17 protein-coding genes are annotated in these 19163 nt (G+C 71.0%); 7 read left to right on the plus strand and 10 right to left on the minus strand.

Annotation, left to right across the window (positions count from 1 at the left end; translation table 11 throughout):
* The first annotated feature begins 71 nt into the window (after positions 1-71).
* From ACFV6H_RS14205 to ACFV6H_RS14215, 3 genes are all read left to right on the plus strand, one after another.
* Positions 72-1616, plus strand: a complete 1545-nt coding sequence (locus ACFV6H_RS14205; RefSeq protein ID WP_384986924.1) for an aldehyde dehydrogenase (NADP(+)) — start codon at positions 72-74, stop codon at positions 1614-1616.
* Between the two features lie 123 nt (positions 1617-1739).
* Positions 1740-2489 carry a DsbA family oxidoreductase gene (locus ACFV6H_RS14210; RefSeq protein WP_385541475.1) on the plus strand — a complete coding sequence of 250 codons (750 nt, stop codon included), beginning with the start codon at positions 1740-1742 and terminating at the stop codon, positions 2487-2489.
* Between the two features lie 69 nt (positions 2490-2558).
* Positions 2559-3608 (plus strand): aminotransferase class V-fold PLP-dependent enzyme, encoded by a 1050-nt coding sequence (locus ACFV6H_RS14215; RefSeq protein WP_385541477.1) that lies wholly within the window; start codon positions 2559-2561, stop codon positions 3606-3608.
* A 93-nt stretch (positions 3609-3701) separates the two neighbouring features.
* On the opposite strand, the gene ACFV6H_RS14220 is transcribed toward ACFV6H_RS14215, so the two are convergent.
* On the minus strand, positions 3702-4280 hold the full coding sequence (locus ACFV6H_RS14220; protein WP_385541479.1) for a MarR family winged helix-turn-helix transcriptional regulator: 579 nt from the start codon (positions 4278-4280) through the stop codon (positions 3702-3704).
* Positions 4281-4420: 140 nt separating this feature from the next.
* Here ACFV6H_RS14220 and ACFV6H_RS14225 point away from each other — a divergent pair, with 140 nt between their 5' ends.
* Positions 4421-5485 carry an alkene reductase gene (locus tag ACFV6H_RS14225; RefSeq protein WP_385541481.1) on the plus strand — a complete coding sequence of 355 codons (1065 nt, stop codon included), beginning with the start codon at positions 4421-4423 and terminating at the stop codon, positions 5483-5485.
* A gap of 74 nt (positions 5486-5559) precedes the next feature.
* On the opposite strand, the gene thpD is transcribed toward ACFV6H_RS14225, so the two are convergent.
* From thpD to ectA, 4 genes are read right to left on the minus strand one after another with little or no spacing between them, the layout of a single operon-like run.
* On the minus strand, positions 5560-6483 hold the full coding sequence (thpD, locus tag ACFV6H_RS14230) for an ectoine hydroxylase (RefSeq protein ID WP_385541483.1): 924 nt from the start codon (positions 6481-6483) through the stop codon (positions 5560-5562).
* 2 nt (positions 6484-6485) lie between these two features.
* A complete protein-coding gene (locus ACFV6H_RS14235; RefSeq protein WP_385541485.1) occupies positions 6486-6884 on the minus strand; it encodes an ectoine synthase in 399 nt (132 codons plus the stop codon).
* Between the two features lie 59 nt (positions 6885-6943).
* Positions 6944-8575, minus strand: coding sequence for a diaminobutyrate--2-oxoglutarate transaminase (ectB, locus tag ACFV6H_RS14240; protein ID WP_385541487.1), 1632 nt, complete (start codon positions 8573-8575; stop codon positions 6944-6946).
* Positions 8576-8579: 4 nt separating this feature from the next.
* Complete coding sequence (gene ectA, locus ACFV6H_RS14245) at positions 8580-9140, minus strand: diaminobutyrate acetyltransferase (protein ID WP_385541489.1); 561 nt, start codon at positions 9138-9140, stop codon at positions 8580-8582.
* A gap of 476 nt (positions 9141-9616) precedes the next feature.
* On the opposite strand from ectA, the gene ACFV6H_RS14250 reads away from it, so the two are divergent.
* Together ACFV6H_RS14250 and ACFV6H_RS14255 are read left to right on the plus strand one after the other, a co-directional pair.
* On the plus strand, positions 9617-10714 hold the full coding sequence (locus ACFV6H_RS14250; protein WP_385541491.1) for an amidohydrolase family protein: 1098 nt from the start codon (positions 9617-9619) through the stop codon (positions 10712-10714).
* Between the two features lie 297 nt (positions 10715-11011).
* Complete coding sequence (locus ACFV6H_RS14255) at positions 11012-11992, plus strand: SCO1860 family LAETG-anchored protein (protein ID WP_385541493.1); 981 nt, start codon at positions 11012-11014, stop codon at positions 11990-11992.
* Between the two features lie 116 nt (positions 11993-12108).
* Here ACFV6H_RS14255 and cobC read toward each other — a convergent pair whose 3' ends face one another.
* Both cobC and ACFV6H_RS14265 read right to left on the minus strand, forming a co-directional pair.
* A complete protein-coding gene (gene cobC, locus ACFV6H_RS14260) occupies positions 12109-13170 on the minus strand; it encodes an Rv2231c family pyridoxal phosphate-dependent protein CobC (protein ID WP_384781849.1) in 1062 nt (353 codons plus the stop codon).
* A 270-nt stretch (positions 13171-13440) separates the two neighbouring features.
* Positions 13441-13908, minus strand: a complete 468-nt coding sequence (locus ACFV6H_RS14265) for a cobalamin biosynthesis protein (RefSeq protein WP_385541495.1) — start codon at positions 13906-13908, stop codon at positions 13441-13443.
* A gap of 75 nt (positions 13909-13983) precedes the next feature.
* Between ACFV6H_RS14265 and ACFV6H_RS14270 the strand changes: the two genes are divergently transcribed.
* A complete protein-coding gene (locus tag ACFV6H_RS14270) occupies positions 13984-14820 on the plus strand; it encodes a ZIP family metal transporter (protein ID WP_385541497.1) in 837 nt (278 codons plus the stop codon).
* 45 nt (positions 14821-14865) lie between these two features.
* Here the strand turns inward: ACFV6H_RS14270 and ACFV6H_RS14275 are convergent, their stop codons facing one another.
* From ACFV6H_RS14275 to ACFV6H_RS14285, 3 genes are read right to left on the minus strand one after another with little or no spacing between them, the layout of a single operon-like run.
* Positions 14866-16311 (minus strand): cobyrinate a,c-diamide synthase, encoded by a 1446-nt coding sequence (locus ACFV6H_RS14275; RefSeq protein WP_385541499.1) that lies wholly within the window; start codon positions 16309-16311, stop codon positions 14866-14868.
* A complete protein-coding gene (gene cobO / locus ACFV6H_RS14280) occupies positions 16305-16904 on the minus strand; it encodes a cob(I)yrinic acid a,c-diamide adenosyltransferase (RefSeq protein WP_093599561.1) in 600 nt (199 codons plus the stop codon). Before cobO ends, ACFV6H_RS14275 begins: the two co-directional genes overlap by 7 nt.
* Positions 16904-19075, minus strand: coding sequence for a putative cobaltochelatase (locus ACFV6H_RS14285; RefSeq protein ID WP_385541501.1), 2172 nt, complete (start codon positions 19073-19075; stop codon positions 16904-16906). The genes cobO and ACFV6H_RS14285 overlap by 1 nt, the downstream gene beginning before the upstream one ends.
* Positions 19076-19163 lie beyond the last annotated feature (88 nt).

The raw sequence follows: 19163 nt of genomic DNA on the forward strand, positions 1-19163 counted from the left end.
ACTATCAAGAACTGTGTTCAGAATACCGAACAAGTTCCGATGGGTGGCAGTCGGCAGGGAAGGAAGCCGCGGTGGCAGCAGCACCAGTCTGGAGTGTCGACCCCCGAACGGGGAAGCCACGTGAACAGGTCGCGCACGAGGCCACGGCCGAGGAGGTCGACCGCGCGGTGCGAGGCGCGTACGCCGCCCGGGGCGCGCTCGCCGACCGTACCGTCCGCGCCGCCCTGCTCCGTACGGCGGCGGATCTGCTCGACGCCTCCGGCGAGCATGTCATCGAGGCGGCGGACGCCGAGACCGCGCTCGGACCGGTCCGGCTCACCGGTGAACTCGCCCGTACCACCGCCCAGTTGCGGGCCTTCGCCGAGGTCGTCGACGAAGGCGCCTTCCTCGACGTACGGATCGACCACGCCGATCCCGGCCGTACGCCGCCCTGGCCCGATCTGCGCCGCTGGAAAGTGCCGCTCGGTGTGGTCGCCGTCTACTCCGCGAGCAACTTCCCGCTCGCGTTCTCCGTGCCCGGCGGTGACACCGCGAGCGCGCTCGCGGCCGGCTGCCCGGTCGTCGTCAAGGCGCATCCCGACCATCCCGGCACCTCCGAGCTGTGCGCCTCCGTGCTGCGCAGGGCGGCGGCGCAGGTGGGACTTCCCGAGGATGTCGTGACGCTGGTGCACGGCTTCGAGGCGGGCGTCGAGCTGGTCAAGCACCCGCTGGTCGCGGCGGCCGGCTTCACCGGTTCCGTACGCGGCGGGCGCGCCCTCTTCGACGCGGCGGCGGCCCGGCCCGTGCCCATCCCGTTCCATGGCGAGCTGGGCTCCCTCAATCCGGTGGTGATCACGGAGGCGGCGGCCGACGAGCGCGCCGAGCAGATCGGTGCCGGGCTGGCGGGCTCCATGACGCTGGGCGAAGGGCAGTTCTGCACCAAGCCCGGCTTCGTACTGGCTCCGGCGGGCGCCGCCGGCGACCGGCTCGTCACGTCTCTCACCGCCGCCGTCAGCGAGACCGAGCCCGGTGTGATGCTCGACCACCGGATGCGGGACGCCTTTGTCGCGGGCGTACGTGAACGGGCCGCGCTCCCGGACGTGGACGCGCCGATCACACCGGGCGCGGGCGGCGAACACACCGTCAGCGCGGGCTTCCTCTCCCTGCCCGCCGAACTGCTCACCAAGGACGGACCGCACGACCTCCTGCTGGAGGAGTGCTTCGGTCCGGTGACGGTGGTCGCGCGGTACGGCTCGACGGACGAGATCAGCGCGGTTCTCGCCCGGCTGCCCGGCAATCTCACCGCCACGCTCCAGCTCGCGGAGGCGGAGAGCGCGGGCACCGTGCCCGGGACCGCCGAACTGCTCGCCGAACTGACACCGCTCGCCGGACGCGTCCTGGTCAACGGCTGGCCCACCGGCGTCGCCGTGGCCCCGGCCCAGCACCACGGCGGCCCGTACCCGGCGACCACCTCCACCTCCACCTCGGTCGGCGCGACGGCGATCGAACGCTGGCTGCGCCCGGTGACCTACCAGTCCACACCACCCGCCCTGCTCCCACCCGAACTGACCGACGCCAACCCACCGGGCGTACCACGCCGCGTGGACGGCCGCGCGGAGATCCCGGTACGCGACTGACGCCTGGCGCAAGGCCCGGGACCGTGCCCCGGGGCGGGAATGGGCCGCGGGGCCCGGGGTGTTCCCGTACAGGCGGAGGAGGTCTTCGCTCGTTTGGGTACGGAACCGGAGAGAAGCGGACATATGCGCGTCGAGATCTGGAGTGACATCGCCTGTCCCTGGTGCTACATCGGGAAGGCTCGCTTCGAGAAGGGGCTGGCCGCCTTTGCGCATCGGGACGAGGTCGAGGTGGTGCACCGGTCGTTCGAGTTGGATCCGGGGCGGGCCAAGGGCGATGTCGGGCTGGTGGTCGACATGCTGGCGGAGAAGTTCGGGCGGAGCCGTGAGGAGGCGCTGGCCATGGAGGAGCATGTGGCCTCCAACGCGCGGTCCGAAGGGCTCGGTTACCGGACCGAAGGGCGCGATCACGGCAGTACGTTCGACATCCACCGGGTGCTCCATCTCGCCAAGGCCCACGGCCGGCAGGACGCGCTGCTGGATCTCGCGTACCGGGCCAACTTCGCCGAGGAGCGTTCCGTCTACGACCAGGAGACCCTGGTGGCCCTCGCGGTCGAGGCCGGGCTCGTGGAGGCCGAGGTGCGCCGGGTCCTCGCCGATCCGGACGCGTACGCCGACGACGTACGGGCCGACGAGCGCGAGGCCGCCGAGCTGGGCGCGAACGGTGTGCCGTTCTTCGTGCTCGACCGGCGGTACGGCGTCTCCGGCGGGCAGCCGGCCGAGCTGTTCACCCAGGCGCTGGAGCAGGCGTGGCAGGGACGTGTGATCACGCCCGTCGCCGTCGCCGCGCCGGATGCCGCGGTGTGCGACACCGACGGCTCCTGCGAGATTCCGGGCGCCGGAGCACAGTCGTCGCAGGCCGGAGCCCATTCATAAGCGCAGCTTGGGTATGACCATGAGAATTACGCAATTGACTATGAGGTGAGCGGGTTCCAGGGTGGGTTCATGGACACCCTGGGAGGCGCCGAGTTCGCGCCGGAGACGACCTATCTCAACACCGCCAGTTGCGGACTGCTGCCCCGCAGGGCCGTCGCCGCCGTACAGGCGCTCGCCGAGCAGAACGCGACCGGCAGCGGACTCGGTGCCGGAAGCTTCGAGACCGTCGGCGACGTCCGCGCCGCCTTCGCCCGGCTGATCGGTGTGCCGGCCGAGCGCGTCGCCACCGGTGGCGGGGTCTCGGTCCATGTCGGACTGATCGCGGCCTCGCTGCCGACGGGCGCCGAAGTCCTCTTCCCCGAGGGCGACTTCAGCTCGGTGATCACACCGTTCTCCGTACGCGGCGACCTCAAGCTGCGGTACGCGCCGCTGGCGGATCTCGCGGAGGCGGTACGGCCGGGCACCGCGCTGGTGGCGTTCTCCTCGGTCCAGTCGGCGGACGGCCGGATCGCCGATCTTGAGGCGGTACGGGCAGCCGTCGCCGCGCACGGCGCCCGTACGCTGGTCGACACCACGCAGTCGGCCGGCTGGCTGCCCGTGGACGCGGGCGCGTTCGACTACACCGTCACCGGCGGGTTCAAGTTCCTCGTCTGTCCGCGCGGTACGTCATTCCTCACGGTGACCGAGGAGGCGCAGGAGTCGCTGGTGCCGCTGCACGCGGGCTGGGTCGCGGGCGAGGACCTCTGGGCCAGTACGTACGGTCCCGTCGAGGAACTGGCCCACTCCGCACGCCGTTTTGACGAACCGCCGTCCTTCCTCTCGTACCACGGCGCCGCCGAGTCCCTCGCGCTGCTGGAGGAGATCGGTGTCGAGGCGATCCACGCGCACGGCACTGCTCTCGCCGCCCGCTTCCGGGAGGGCGTCATCGGCCTCGGTCATGAGCCGGTTCCGGCCGAGGGCTCCGTCATCGTCTCCGTACCGGGACTGACGCACCGTCACCCGGACCTCGAACGGGCGGGAGTGGCCGTCTCGATCCGCGCGGGCTATGTACGGGCCGCCTTCCACCTCTACAACTCCACGGCGGATGTGGACCGGGCGCTGGATGTGCTGGCGGGCTGAGCGTCTGCCGGGGCCGGGGGCCCGGGGGCGTAGTCGTAGCCCGGCCGGGATCCTTGCCTGACGGCCCGTCAGGCAGCCGCCGCGTCGCCGCGTCTACTCCCGGTCCGCCGAGCGCCGTTCCTCCGTCGCGCCCGCCTCACCTCGCCGCTCCGGGCACTCCTGTGTCTCCCGGCAGAGGTTCTCCTCGACCTTGGCGAGCAGCCGCGCCAGCTCCTTGCGCTCGACGTCGTCAAGTCCCGCCAGCGTCTGTTCCTCCAGGTCCGTCCACGCGTCCGCGACCTCCGAGCGCAGCGCGCAGCTGTCCCCGGTCGCCTCGACCAGCACCGCGCGCCGGTCCTCCGGGTCGGCCGCGCGTTTCACGTATCCGGCCTGGTCCAGCCGCTGGAGCATCTTGGTGACCGTCGAGGGATCGAGGTCCATCGCCTTGATCAGTTCGGACTGGCGCACCGTGTCCGTGTCCCAAAGACGCATCATCAGAAACTCCTGGCCCGGATAGAGGCCGGTGCGCCGCAGCAGCTTCCCGGCGGCGATACGGTGCAGCCGCGCGACCCGGGACAGCGAGTGGCTGACCGGGCCGCCGCGCGCGGCACCCGGCGGACCGCCCGCGAGGCCGCCCGGCAGATCGCCGGTACAGGCGGGATCGTCCGTGCGTTCCGCGCGTTCCGAGGTCATGGAAAGAGTTTAGCTCGGTCGGCGGATTAGCTTGGTCGGCCAAGGAATACGTTAGGGTGATCCACGGTTGATTGCTTGGCCGACCACATACCGGTCGGCGACATCTGCCGTGCCAGCCATTCACCGCTCTGGGAGCGTTCATGACCACAGCGTTCGACCCGATCGACCTCTCGGGTACGCAGCTCGCCAACCGCATCGCCATGGCCCCGATGACTCGCAGTCGCGCCTTCGGTCCCGGCCATTCGCCCACCGACTCGGTGGTGGAGTACTACGCACAGCGGGCCTCCGCCGGTCTGATCATCACCGAGGGCACCCAGCCCTCCGTGGTCGGCCAGGGATACCCGGACACTCCCGGTCTGCACAGTGCCGAGCAGATCGCGGGCTGGCGCAAGGTCACCGACGCCGTACACGCCAAGGGCGGCAAGATCTTCGCCCAGATCATGCACGCCGGCCGGATCGGCCACCCGGATCTGCTTCCCGACGGTCTCGTGCCGGTGAGCGCCTCCGCCGTCGCCGCGCAGGGACAGGTCTATCTCCACGACGGTCCCAAGGACTTCGTCACTCCGCACGAGCTGACCTCCGACGAGATCCGGGCGACCGTCGCGGACTTCGCCTCCGCCGCCCGCAACGCGATCGAGGCCGGTTTCGACGGTGTCGAACTGCACGGCGCCAACGGCTATCTGATCCACCAGTTCCTGGCGCCCGGCTCCAATCTGCGTACCGACGAGTGGGGCGGCTCCGTGGAGGGCCGTATCCGCTTCGCGGTCGAGGTGACCCGCGCCGTCGCGGACGAGATCGGCGCCTCGCGCACCGCGATCCGGATCTCGCCCGGAAACGAGTACAACAGCATCGTGGAGCCCGAGCCCGACGAGGCGTACATCGCGCTGGTCAAGCAGCTGGAGCCGATCGGCCTGGCCTATCTGCATCTGATCGAGAGGACGCGTGACCTGACGAACGTTCTGCGCAAGCAGTTCTCGGGGACGCTCGTCCTCAATGTCGCGACCGAGGGATTCACCAGCGCCGACGAGCTGAAGCTGATCGAGGACGGTACGGCGGACATCATCTCCTTCGGGGCGCTCTTCCTCGCCAACCCCGATCTGCCGGCCCGGCTGAAGGCCGGCGGCCCGTACAACACCCCTGACGTGGCGTCCTTCTTCGGCGGCAATGACAAGGGATACATCGACTATCCGTTCCTGGAGAGCTGACGGACGGACAGGAGTACGGGGCAGGCCATGGCGGTCTGCCCCGTGCCCATGTCCCGGCGGGCGAGGGCCCGGTGTCAGCGCACCGGCGTGAAGTCCCGCGCGCCGATGAACTCCGGCCGTGGCGCGGGCGCCGCGAACGGCTCCAACGCCGCGTTCTCCACACTGTTGAACACGATGAACACATTGCTGCGCGGATACGGCGTGATGTTGTCGCCCGAACCGTGCATACAGTTGCAGTCGAACCAGGTCGCCGAACCGGCCCTGCCCGTGAAGAGCCTGATGCCGTGCTCGTCCGCCATACGCGTCAGCGCCTCGTGCGACGGCGTTCCGGCGTCCTGCATCTTCAGCGACTGCTTGTAATTGTCCCGAGGTGTCTCGCCCGCGCAGCCGAGGAACGACTTGTGCGAGCCGGGCATGATCATCAGCCCGCCGTTGGTGTCGTAGTTCTCGGTCAGCGCGATCGAGACGGACACGGTCCGCATGTTCGGCAGACCGTCCTCCGCGTGCCAGGTCTCGAAGTCCGAGTGCCAGTAGAAGCCGGAGGCGCCGAAGCCCGGCTTCACATTGATCCGTGACTGATGGACATAGACGTCCGAGCCGAGGATCTGGCGGGCGCGGCCCACCACCCGCTCGTCGCGCACCAGCCCGGCGAAGATCTCGCTGATCCGGTGGACCTCGAAGACCGACCGTACGTCCTGGGACTTGGGCTCGATGATCGAGCGCTCGTCCGCGCGTACGCCAGGATCGGAGACGAGCCGTTCCAGTTCGGCGCGGTAGAGCGCCACCTCGTCGGGGCCGATCAGCCGGTCCACGGTGAGGAAACCGTCCCGCTCGAAGCCGCCGAGGTCCGCCCGGGAGATCGGTCCCGGTGCGTCCGGTGCGCCCGGAGCCGGCCAGACGACGGGATCCTGTCGCGGAGTGGTCATCTCGCGAGGGCCACGGGTCGGGTACAGATCCGTCCGTTCGGTACGTTCCGTACGTACGGGAGTGGTGGTCATCGTCAGCCCTCCTCGGTCAGCAGCGGATAGACGCCGTTCTCGTCATGGTCCTCACGCCCGGTCACCGGCGGGTTGAAGACGCAGACACAGCGGAAGTCGGTCTTGGGACGGAGCGTGTGGCGCTCGTGTCCGTCCAGCAGATACATCGTGCCGGGCCGGATCCAATGGGCCTCACCGGTCTCGTCGTTGGTGAGTTCGGCCTCGCCCGCCACACAGAGCACGGCCTCGACGTGGTTGGCGTACCACATCGATGTCTCCGTGCCCGCGTAGAGGACGGTCTCGTGGAGGGAGAAGCCGACGTTCTCCTTGGCGAGCACGATGCGCTTGCTCTCCCAGGTGCCCGAGGCCGACTTCACATGGCGGTCGGTGTTCTCGATGTCCTTGAACGATCGGACGATCACGGCGTGTTGCTGCCTTTCTCTCTCGTGCGGATGTACGAGTACGGCGCTTACGGCGCTGATCAGGCGGTCTCCAGGACCGCGCGGGCCAGTGTGCGCAGGCCCTCGTCCAGCTCCTCGGGTGTGACGGTGAGCGGCGGCAGCAGCTTCACCACCTCGCCGACCGGGCCCGAGGTCTCCAGCAGCAGTCCCAGCTCGAACGCACGCGCACAGACGGCGGATGCCCGTTCCTTGTCGGCGAACTCCAGGCCCCAGACCAGGCCCCGGCCCCGGAACTCCGCGGCCGTGCTGGCCGTACCTGCCGTACCGGAGCTGTCGCCGCCGCTTCCAGTGGTGCTCCCGGCTGCGCTCTCCGCGCAGATCGCCGCGAGCGCCCGCTCCACCTGTTCACCGCGGGCGATGGTCTGCTTCTCCATCTGGCCGTCCGCCCAGTACGTGGTGAGCGCGGCGGCGGCGGTGACGAAGGCCGGGTTGTTGCCCCGGAAGGTGCCGTTGTGCTCGCCCGGCTCCCAGATGTCCAGCTCGGGACGGAACAGACAGAGCGACATGGGGAGCCCGTAACCGCTGATCGACTTCGACAGCGTCACGATGTCCGGTGTGATGCCGGACTCCTCGAACGAGAAGAACGCGCCGGTACGGCCACAGCCCATCTGGATGTCGTCGACGATCAGCAGCATGTCCTGGCGGCGGCAGAGGTCGGCCAGCGCCCGCAGCCACTCCGGGCGCGCGACATTGACGCCGCCCTCGCCCTGGATCGTCTCGACGATCACGGCGGCGGGCTTGTTCAGCCCGGAGCCCTGGTCGTCCAGCAGCCGCTCGAACCAGAGGAAGTCCTGTGTCTGGCCGTCCAGATAGTTGTCGAACGGCATCGGTGTGCCATGGACCAGCGGGATACCGGCTCCGGCGCGCTTGAACGCGTTGCCGGTGACGGCGAGCGAGCCCAGCGACATGCCGTGGAACGCGTTGGTGAACGAGACGATCGACTCCCGGCCCTTCACCTTGCGGGCCAGCTTGAGCGCGGACTCGACCGCGTTGGTGCCGGTCGGGCCCGGGAACATCACCTTGTACGGCAGGTCGCGCGGCCGGAGCACCACATTCTGGAAGGACTCCAGGAAGGCGCGTTTGGCGGTCGTCGCCATGTCGAGGCCATGGGTGATGCCGTCGCGCTCGATGTAGTCGATCAGCGCGCGTTTCAGCACCGGGTTGTTGTGGCCGTAGTTGAGTGCGCCGGCGCCGGCGAAGAAGTCGAGGTAGCTGTGGCCGTCCTCGTCGGTGAGGCGGCTGCCCTGCGCCCGGTCGAACACGGCGGGCCAGCCGCGGCAGTAGCTGCGCACCTCGGACTCAAGAGTCTCGAAGACGCTCAGTGCGGGCGGGGTGATAGTCACAGGAATCTCCTGCCGATGGGATGGAGAGAGAAGAGACGGAGGAGGAGCTCGCCTCGCGTACGGAGGTGTCCCCGTGCGTCGGGCTTCCCGCGCACGCCAGGCTTCTCGCGTATGCCGGGCTCCCGCATACGCCGGGCTTCCCCGCGTGCGCCGTGCCTGGACCGCGTGCGCCGAGCCCGGATGCCGACGCGGCCATGTGCTTGTGCGCCACGGGTACTTGGGCGCCGCGAGGACCACGTACGCCGCGAGGGCCACGTACCTGATCGGCCGACCGTTCGACCAGCCGACCGACCAGGTCGGCGAGCTCATCTGCTCAGGGCGTCGGCTCGGCGGGCCGGCGGGAGAGCGGGCCGATCCGGTACAGCACCTCCGGCTGGTGCGTCCCGTCGGGAAACAGGCCACCGTCGAAGAGGACCTCACGCGTCAGCCTCGCGCCATGACGCGCGGCGAACGCGGTGAACAACCGGTCCGAGGCGGTGTTGTCGGGAGTCACGGTCGTCTCGATCGCCGAGATCCCCGGGTCCTCCGCCACTCTCGCGGTCAGCGCGTCGAGCAAGGTCCCGGCGAGCCCGCGGCCCCGCTGCTCGCGGTCGACAGCCACCTGCCAGACGACCAGTACATCGGGCCGCTCGGGCCGTACGTAGCCCGTCACAAAGGCGATCGGTACTCCTCCGTCGTCGCGCGCGACGACGGACGTGGCGGCGAAGTCGCGACACCACAGCAGATAGCTGTACGAGGAGTTGAGGTCCAGGACCTCGGAGTCACGGGCGATACGCCAGATCGCGGCTCCGTCCTCCACTCGTGGGGCGTCGATCGTCGGGGATGGGATGAATTCGCTTCGGGCGCCTGCAAGGTCTGCTTGTGCGGCGGTCATAGCCATTGAATTTACCGAGCAAATTCGAAAGATGCATCTCGGGAAGGGGTTGGGTGAGAGGCCGGCCTGTGTTATCACGCGTGCGCGGCTGCCGATGCGCACTCCCGTGAAGTTGGGTAGAATAAGCGCACATATTCCGGCAAGATGGCCGCGATCGTGGGCTCGGTCACATATCTGTAACGCCGGTGAGACCCGTCGGAATCGCCTGGAACTCCGGTGTTTAGGTCCTGGAGCAGCGGGCAGGCGCTAACGGGAAGCTGTCTGCGGTGAGGAATTCAACGGATAACAACACCTGAATGCCCGCACCCGATATCGATAATCTTTTCTGTGCCCGCTTCCGTGCTTCTGCGCTTCTGTGTCGATATTCAATATTCGATATCCCGGATTCAGTGGGCGTCACCGGTTTCGGACCGGTGCTCGGGATCTGTCCGGCCGAGGCTGTCGACGGCCTCGTACGGCCTCGTACAGTGCTGTTCATGAGCGATCAGGCGGTGCTGCGGGTGAAGGGACGGGTGCTCGTCGGGCCCGAGGAGGTCAGGGACGAACTGTGGGTGGTGGGCGGCCGGATCAGTTACGAGCGGCCGGCCGGCGCCCGTGACATCCGTACCGTCCAGGGCTGGGCGCTGCCCGGTCTGGTCGACGCCCACTGCCATGTCGGCCTGGACCACCACGGCGCGGTGGACGACGCGACCAGCGAGAAGCAGGCGCTGAGCGACCGGGACGCGGGCGCGCTGCTGCTCAGGGACGCCGGATCGCCCGCGGACACCCGCTGGATCGGCGACCGCGAGGATCTGCCGAAGATCATCAGGGCCGGCCGGCATATCGCCCGTACCCGCCGTTACATCCGTAACTTCGCCCATGAGATCGAGCCGGAGGACCTGGTCGCCTATGTCGCCCAGGAGGCCCGGCGCGGTGACGGCTGGGTCAAGCTCGTCGGCGACTGGATCGACCGGGACGCGGGCGATCTGACCGCCTGCTGGCCGCGCGGCGAGGTCGAGGCGGCCATCGCGGAGGCACACCGGCTCGGCGCCCGGGTCACCGCGCACTGCTTCGCGGAGGCGGCGCTGCGCGATCTCGTGGAGGCGGGCATCGACTGTATCGAGCACGCGACAGGGCTCACCGAGGACACCATTCCGCTCTTCGCGGAGCGCGGTGTGGCGATCGTCCCGACCTTGGTGAACATCGCGACCTTCCCGAGGCTCGCGGAGGGCGGCGCGAGCAAGTTCCCGCGCTGGTCGACGCATATGACCCGGCTGTACGAGCGCCGTTACGACACCGTGCGCGCGGCGTACGACGCGGGCATCCCGGTCTACACCGGGACGGACGCGGGCGGCGGGCTCGCCCACGGTCTGGTCGGGGCCGAGGTCGGCGAGCTGGTGAAGGCCGGTATCCCGCGCGTGGACGCCCTCTCGGCGGCCGTCTGGGGCGCGCGCCGCTGGCTGGGCCGCCCGGGGCTGGAGGAGGGCGCTCCGGCGGATCTGGTGGTGTACGACGAGGATCCCCGGGCGGACGTCGGGGTGCTGGCGGCGCCGAGGCGGATCGTGCTGAACGGGCGCGTGATTGACGGAGCGTGACGCGCGGGCGGCCGTTGTCGTTGAAGTGTCTTATGCGCGGTTGAGCCCGCGGTCTGTGCGTGCACTCCCATGGGCGACCGGCGCACCACCCGGACGGTGTCACGGGCGGGGCGGCGAGGAACGCATGTGCCACAAGAATCGAATATGAACCCGGAAACCCCACTTTGGAGTGAACTCACCTCAGGTGCCCGCCAGTTCACTCTTCGTGCGTAAAGATTCCGGTGTCTCGGTCGCCACCGCCGCGTGTCCCCGTTCGGCGGGCCGGCGACACCAAATCTCTTGTGGGGGTTCCACATCGTGAACAGCAATACCTTCCGCATGCCCGCACGCCGCTGCGCGGCCGTGATGGCCGCCGCCGCGCTGACGGCCGGGCCGGTGCTCCTCGCCGCGCCGGCGGGCGCCACCGAGGGCACCGAGGGCAAGGACATGGGGCGGGCGGGCGCGGTCGTGCTCAGGACCGGCCTCGATGTGTCCTTGCTCAACAAGACCGTCCAGGTGCCGCTCAAGGCCGTGCTCAACGAGGTCGAGGCGCCCGCGTCCGCCGGGAGCGCGGAGAAGAACGCGCTGAGTGTGCGGCTGGACGGTGTCGACCAGGGCCGGCCGTTCACGGTGCTCCGCGCCGACGTGGCGACGGCGGAGGCGACGGCCGACGGGCACAGGGCGGAGGGACGGAGCCGTCTCGCCCATGCGAAGGTCCATGTCCCCGGACTGCCGCTGCTCTCGCTCATCGAGATCCAGGAGGTCACCTCCAAGGCGGTCTGCGCGGCCGGCGAACGGCCGGTCGCCGAATCGAATCTGCTCGGTGCGGTGACGGTGCTCGGCAAGCGGATCACGCTCTCGACGGGCGGTACGACACGGGTCGAGGTGCCGGGCGTGGGCGAGGTGACGCTCGAACTGTCGAAGACGCACACCACGTCCCGTACGGCCGCGGCGGCGGCGCTGGAACTCAAGGTCTCGCTGAACCCGCTCAAGCTGAACGTCGCCGAGGTCGAGGGCTCGCTCACACTGGCCGGCGCGACGTGCGAGTCGCCTGAACCGCCGACGAAGCGCGCGGCGGCCCCGGAACAGCCGGAGGCGGCCCCGGCCGCCCGGACCGAGCAGGCTGCCCCGGCCGGCCCGGCCGATCTGAAGCCCCAGACCGCCGTGGAGCCCGCCAAGGAAAACCTCGCGGAGACGGGCGGCAGCTCGGCGACCCCGTACGTGGCAGGCGGCGCGGCCCTCCTGCTCGCGGCGGGCGGAGCGACCTTGGCCCTGACGAGGACCCGCGCGAAGCGCTGACGCGGGACCCGACGACGGCGAGCGGCGCGCCTGGCGCGGTACGGGCGGCCCGGTTGGCCGGTGGTTCCTCCGGGCCGCCTCGCGCCTCGCGCCCGCCCGCCGCCCCGTGCCCGCCGTCAGGCGCCCACCGCTGTCAGGGACTGGTCCAGGGCCTGGAGGAAGTGGTTTGTCGTGGGGCGGTCGCGGACCGCCAGGCGTAGCCATTCGTGGGACAGGCCCGGGAAGGTGTCGCCGCGGCGCGCCGCGAAGCCCAGGGTGCGGAGGCGGGCTCGTACCGCGTTCGCCCGGGCCATGTGGACCAGGACGAACGGGCCCTCCGCCGCCTCGACGGCCCGTACCTCCTCGAACTCGGCCAGCCCCGCCAGCAGATGGGCGCGCTCCACCGCCGTCCGGCACGCCGCGCTCTCCGCCTCCGCCAACGCCGCGGGCGACATGCACGCCTCCGCCGCCGCCAGCGCGGGCGTCGACACCGGCCACAGCGGCTGTGCCCGCTCCAGCGCGGCCACCGTCTCCGGCTCGGCCAGTACGTAACCGATCCGCAGGCCCGCGAGTCCCCAGGTCTTGGTCAGGCTGCGCAGCACCACCAGTCCCGGCACATCCGGGCGCCCCGCCAGCGCCTCCGGCTCGCCCGGCACCGCGTCCATGAACGCCTCGTCCACCACCAGCGTCCGCCCGGGACGCGCCAGCTTCGCGATGGTCTCGGCGGGATGGAGCACGGACGTCGGATTCGTCGGATTGCCGATGACGACAAGATCCGCCTCCTCCGGAACCGCCCCCGGATCGAGCCGGAAACCGTCCGCCGCCCGCAGCAGCACCCGTCCCACCGTGTGTCCCGCGTCCCGCAGCGCCGACTCCGGCTCGGTGAACTGCGGATGGACGATCACCGGTCTGCGCACCGGCAGAGCACGCGCGAGCAGCACGAACGCCTCCGCCGCTCCCGCCGTCAGCAGCACCCGCTCCACCGGCAGCCCGTGCCGCGCCGCGACCGCCGCGCGCGCCGCCCGGCCGTCCGGATACGCCGCGAGCCCGGCCAGCGAGTCGGCGATACGGGCGCGCAGCCACTCCGGCGGAGTGCCGGTACGGACATTGACCGCGAGATCGATCAGTCCCGCCGCGCCGTCGCGCATCTCGGCGTCGCCGTGATGGCGCAGATCATGGAGGTCACCGCGCGTAGACATGGCGGCCAACCGGTCGATCGCAGAGTACGGGTATGCCGGGCATGGCTGTACGGGCCCGTCCGGGCCGGTGCGGGTACGGTCCCCGCGCGTGGGGCGCCACGCTCTCGCTGGGCTGGTCGACGCGGGTCACCGGGCTCCTTCCGAATGCCACCGGGATACGGAGGCGTCATGGCGCGGCGCGCTGTAGCGCGTGGCCGCTGTTCTCTACCGCCAACGGGCCGCTGTCGTCAACAGGACACTGTTTTTGACCACCGTCAACCGGCCGCTCCGTCAACGGATTCTGTCGTCGACACCGACATCATCTCCGCTCCCGCCGGTTCCACTCCGCCCCGGCCCCTGTACGCCACGGCCCGCCACCGCACAGGTGACCGCGGCCGGCCGGCCCTCCGGGTCCGACTTCCGTTTCGGTACGAGGAGTACGCCTCCGCCCGCGAGCGCGGCGGCCTCCGCGACGGACGGTGTGCCCACGGCGGCCAGCGGCGCACCGGACGGATGAGGTACGGCGATTCCGGCCAGCAGACCGGCCGCGTAACCCCGTACGGGCACGCCCAGCCGCGCCGCGGCCCCGGCGATCGCGGGCTCACCGGCCTTGGTGTCGACGGTCGCCAGCTCCACCACGGAGCCCGGCGTGAGCCCGGCGTCCCGCAGCGTGTCCTCGATCAGCCCGAGCACTTCCCCGACGGAGGCGCCACGGCTCGCACCGATCCCGACGACCAGTTCCGGCAGTTCCGGTGGCACCGGCAGTTCCGGATCCGGCCGCGCCGTGGAGCGCGGATGTGCGAGATGGGCGTCGGATCGGCTATGCAGGGGCGCATGGCCGTGTTCGTCGCGCTCGGCGCGTTCCTCATGACGCTGTTCGGCGGCTGGACGGCGCAACGCGTCACCGACCGCCGCCATCTCGTACTGGGCCTGGCCGGTGGGCTGATGCTCGGTGTCGTCGGCCTGGATCTGCTGCCGGAGGCGATGCGCGCGGCGGGCCATGAGATCTTCGGCGTCCCGCAGGCGCTGTTGCTCTTCGTCGGTGGTTTTCTCGTAGCCCATCTGGTGGAACGTTTGCTCGCGGTCCGTCAGGCCTCCCACGGAGGCGACCCGCGCACCGCCACCTCCCGGGAGCCCGTCGCGTACGGCTCGGGGCACAGCGACGGTCCTGGCGCGGTCCGCGACTCTGCTCACGCCTCCGCCCACGGCGCGGCTCCTGGAGCGAACGGCCGCGTGCCCGAGGTCGGACTGACCGCCGCCGCGGCCATGGTGGGCCACAGCGTGATGGACGGTATCGCCCTCGGCGCGGCCTTCCAGGTCGGCGAGGCGATGGGCGCCGCCGTCGCCCTCGCCGTCATCGCCCATGACTTCGCCGACGGCTTCAACACGTACACGCTCACCAGCGTCTACGGGAACGACCGGCGCAGGGCGGTCGTGATGCTGGTCGCGGACGCGATCGCGCCGGTGCTGGGCGCCGCGTCCACCCTGCTGTTCACGCTGCCCGAGGAGGCGCTCGCCAGCTATCTCGGATTCTTCGGCGGCGGTCTGCTCTATCTGGCGGCGGCCGAGATCCTGCCCGAGGCGCATCACGAGCACCCGGCCCGCTCCACACTGCTCTGTACGGTCCTGGGCGCGGCCTTCATCTGGCTGGTGGTCGGTCTCGCCGCCTGAGGCGCGCCACACCGTACTCACTCCTCAGCCCTCGGTCCTCGGTTCTCAGCCATCCGAGCATCGCTCCACGAACCGCCGCGCCATCTCCGGCGCCGCCGCCCAGTGCGTATGCAGATAACTCGCGTGCACGCCCTGCCGGACGAAACCTTCCACCCGGCGCTCCGGATGCACCACGCCCCAGGCGGGAGCGTCCCCGGCGCCCGGCTCCAGGACCGTCCGGTGGAACTCGTGCCCGCGCACGCGCGTTCCGGCCCGCGCCAGCGCGCTGTCGCCGACCGCCACCGCCTCGCGGTATCCGAGCGTCAGCCGTCCCGACATCCGCGCGTCGGCGTCCAGCACGCCGCACATCGGCCGCCCGTCCAGGGAGCGCGCCAGATACAGCAACCCGGCGCACTCGGCGGCCACCGGAGCGCCGGAGTACGCCAGCTCCGCCACGGCCTTGCGCAGCGGCTCGTTGGCGGACAGCTCCGGCGCGTACACCTCTGGAAAGCCGCCACCGATCACCAAACCCCGGGTCCCTTCCGGGAGTTGCTCGTCACGCAGCGGATCGAACGGTACGACGTCCGCGCCCGCGGCCGTCAGCAGCTCGGTGTGTTCCGCGTACGAGAAGGTGAAGGCCGACCCGCCGGCCATCGCGATCACCGGCCGCCCACGCCGCGCCGAAGCGACCGGGACGGAGGAAGCGACCGAGGCAGCGGAAGCCACCGGCCCGGCCCCTTCGGCCGCATCGCCCGCCTCCCGCCACTCCGCGCCCGCCTCCCACGCCCTCGTATCCAGCGGCGGCGCACTGCGCGCCAGCGCCAGCAGCGCCGTCAGATCACAGCCCGCCCGTACCCGCCCGGCCAGCTCCCGCATCGCCGCCATCGCCTCCGCGCGCCGCTCGGCGACCGGCACCAGACCGAGATGGCGCGAGGGCGTACCGACCTGTTCGGTACGGCGCAGCACGCCCATCACCGGCACACCCGACTCGTCCAGCGCGTCGCGCAGCAGCCGCTCGTGCCGGTCGGTGGCGACCTTGTTGAGGATCACTCCGCCGATCCGTACCTCCGGATCCCAGGAGGCGAAACCGTGCACCAGCGCCGCCACCGAGCGCGACTGCGACGAGGCGTCCACCACCAGCACCACCGGAGCCCGCAGCAGCTTCGACACCTGTGCCGTGGAGGCCAGTTCGCCCTGGCCCGACGCGCCGTCGTACAGCCCCATCACGCCCTCCACGACCGCCAGGTCGCAGCCCGCCGCGCCATGCGCGAACAGCGGCCCGATCAGCCCGGGACCGCACATGTACGCGTCGAGGTTCCGGCCGGGACGGGCCCGGCCGTCGCCGGACACCGCCAGCGCGTGATAGCCCGGATCGATGTAGTCGGGCCCCACCTTGTGCGGCGACACGGTGAGGCCGCGCTCCGAGAAGGCCGCCATCAGTCCCGTCGCGACCGTGGTCTTGCCACTGCCGGAGGCGGGCGCTGCGACGACCAGCCGCGGTACGTTCACCACTCGATGCCCCGCTGGCCTTTCTGGCCCGCGTCCATCGGGTGCTTGACCTTGGTCATCTCGGTGACCAGATCCGCGAAGTCCAGCAGCTTCTCCGGTGCGTTGCGCCCGGTGATCACCACATGCTGGGTCCCGGGACGGTCGCGCAGCACCTCGATCACCTCGTCCGTGTCCACCCAGCCCCAGTGCAGCGGATAGGCGAACTCGTCCAGGACGTACAGCTTGTGCGTCTCGGCCGCCAGATCGCGCTTGACCTGCTCCCAGCCCTCGCGCGCCGCCTCCTCGTTGGAGAGCTGGCTGTCGCGCTGCACCCAGGACCAGCCCTCGCCCATCTTGTGCCAGACGACGGAACCGCCCTCGCCGCTCGCGCCCAGCACCGTCAGCGCCCGCTCCTCGCCGACCCGCCACTTCGCGGACTTCACAAACTGGAAGACACCGATCGGCCATCCTTGCGTCCACGCGCGCAGCGCGAGCCCGAACGCCGCCGTCGACTTGCCCTTGCCGGTGCCGGTATGGACGAGTACGAGCGGACGGTTACGGCGCTGGCGGGTGGTGAGACCGTCGTCCGGCACGGTCTCCGGCTGTCCCTGCGGCATTACGCGGCCCTCCTGGAGCGTCCGTTGTGTCCGTCACGTCGGTTGTCGCTGCTGACTTGCTGTCGCGGTTGCCTGACCTGCTGTACGTCCCTGACCAGACCGGCGATGCTGTCGGCCCGCAGCTCGTCGAGCGTGATGGCCGTGCCCGCGAGCGCGGCGGCGAGCGAACCGGCCAGACCGAGCCGTACCGGCCCCGACTCGCAGTCCACGACCACCGAGGCCGTTCCCTCCGCCGCGTGCAGCCGGGCCGCGCGCGCCGCCAGCGCCACCGGATCGGCGCCGCCCGTCGCGCGCCCGTCCGTCACCACCAGCAGCAGCGGACGGCGCGCGGGATCGCGCATCCGCTCCACCCGCAGTACGTCATGGGCCTTGAGCAGCCCGGCGGCGAGCGGTGTGCGCCCGCCCGTCGGCAGCGACTCCAGCCGGGCCGCCGCCGCGTCCACCGACGAGGTCGGCGGCAGCGCGACCTCGGCCGCCTTGCCACGGAAGGTGACCAGACCGACCTTGTCGCGCCGCTGGTACGCGTCCAGCAGCAGCGAGAGCACCGCGCCCTTGACGGCGCTCATCCGCGCTCTGGCCGCCATCGAACCGGAGGCGTCGACCACGAACAGCACGAGATTTCCCTCGCGCCCTTCCCGCGTCGCCTGCCGCAGATCGTCCCTGCGGACCAGCAGACCGGGGCCGCTGCGCCCGCGCGCCCGCTGGTGCGGAGCCGCGGCCTGTACGGTCGCGGCGAGATGCAGCTTGGTCAGCGCGCCCCGGGGCCTGCGGGATCCGGTCGTCCTGCCGTGTTCGGTACGGGCCCGGGAGCGGCGCCCGGCGGCACCCTCGCCCAGTCCGGGCACGCTCAGCGTCTTCGTACGGAACGGCTCGGCGGCCCGTACGGCGGACTGCTCGCCGGCGCCCGCGCCCGCACCGGCCCCGGTGCCTGCATCGCCGTCCGCACTCCCGGGCCCGCTCGTCGGCTCCGGCTCCGGCTCGGACTCCGGTTCCACGGGCGTGTCGTCCCGTCCCGCCTCGGACTCCCGCGGCGTGTCGGACGCTTCGGGCCCTTCGGGACCGCCCTGTGGCGGAATGCCACCACCACCGGGCCCGTCGGGGCCACCGGAACCGCCGCCGTCCCCGCCGTCTCCACCGCCGTCCGGATCGTCGTCGTCCTCGCCCTTGAACCGTTCCAGCGTGTCGTCCAGCCTGTCCTCGTCCAGGCCCGGCGCGTCGAACGGATTACGGCGCCGCCGGTGCGGCAGCGCCAGCAGCGCGGCCTGCCGTACGTCCTCGGCGCGTACGTCCGTGCGCCCGTCCCACGCGGCCAGCGCCGTCGCGGTCCTCGCCATCACGATGTCCGCGCGCATCCCGTCCACCTCGAAGGCGGCACAGGTCGCGGCGATCTGGAGCAGCGCGGCATCGCCGAGCCGTACCTCGGGCAGCAGCGCGCGGGCCGCGACGATCCGTGCCCGCAGCGCGCTCTCCTCGTCGGCCCAGCGCGCGGCGAAGGCGGCCGGATCGTCGTCGTACGCGAGCCGCCGCCGTACGACCTCCACCCGCCGCTCCGGCTCCCGCGAGGCCGCGACCTCCACGGTGAGCCCGAAGCGGTCGAGCAACTGAGGCCGCAGCTCGCCCTCTTCGGGATTCATCGTCCCGACGAGCAGAAAGCGCGCGGCATGCCGTACGGAGACGCCCTCGCGCTCCACGTACGAGGCGCCCATGGCGGCGGCGTCCAGCAGCAGGTCGACCAGATGGTCGTGCAGCAGGTTGACCTCGTCGACATACAGCACGCCTCGGTGCGCGTCCGCGAGCAGCCCGGGCTCGAAGGCCTTCACGCCCTCCGACAGCGCCCGTTCGATGTCCAGCGCGCCGACGAGCCGGTCCTCGGAGGCGCCGACGGGCAGTTCGACCATGCGCGGCGGCCTGGAGACGCCCGGGCCGCTCCCGTGCGGTCCGTCCGGACAGTGCGGATCGGGCGCGGCGGGATCGCAGCCGAAGCGGCATCCGGCGACCACCGCCAGCTCGGGCAGCAGAGCGGAAAGGGCCCGTACGGCCGTGGACTTCGCCGTGCCCTTCTCGCCGCGTACGAGGACTCCGCCGACCGCCGGACTGACCGCGTTGAGCAGCAGGCCCAGCCGCAGATCGTCCATCCCCACGATGGCGGTGAACGGATATGGGGTGCTCATATGCTGATCGCTCCTTCGAGTACGGCGCCTTCGAATGCGGCCATGGCGTCTTCGAGTACGGCGTCGGTGGTCCGTACGGCGTCGGTGG

Origin of the sequence: Streptomyces sp. NPDC059743 (assembly GCF_042732975.1) — a bacterium.
Lineage (GTDB): Bacteria > Actinomycetota > Actinomycetes > Streptomycetales > Streptomycetaceae > Streptomyces.